1 rRNA gene is annotated in these 335 nt (G+C 49.9%); it reads left to right on the top strand.

The features are described 5' to 3' along the window. Nucleotides 1-335: ribosomal RNA gene (locus tag Q1B47_RS21900) — 23S ribosomal RNA — on the top strand; the annotation flags it as partial.

Genomic DNA, 335 nt, shown 5'->3' on the forward strand with positions numbered 1-335 from the left:
AGCGTAATAGCTCACTAGTCGAGTCGGCCTGCGCGGAAGATTTAACGGGGCTAAGCAATACACCGAAGCTATGGGTGTTAGTGCATCACTGATGTGACTTACTCTGGCGTGATTCGCGAAGCGAATGACGCCCAAGCAAAAAAAACGTTGAGTCTGCGGGCTTAAATGTTGCTAAGAGTCATATTTGTGATGCACTAACGCGGTAGAGGAGCGTTCTGTAAGCCGTTGAAGGTGAAGGGGTAACCCACGCTGGAGGTGTCAGAAGTGCGAATGCTGACATGAGTAACGATAAAGGGAGTGAAAAACTCCCTCGCCGAAAGACCAAGGGTTCCTGT

The sequence above is a fragment of the uncultured Shewanella sp. genome (assembly GCF_947501225.1).
Lineage (GTDB): Bacteria > Pseudomonadota > Gammaproteobacteria > Enterobacterales > Shewanellaceae > Shewanella.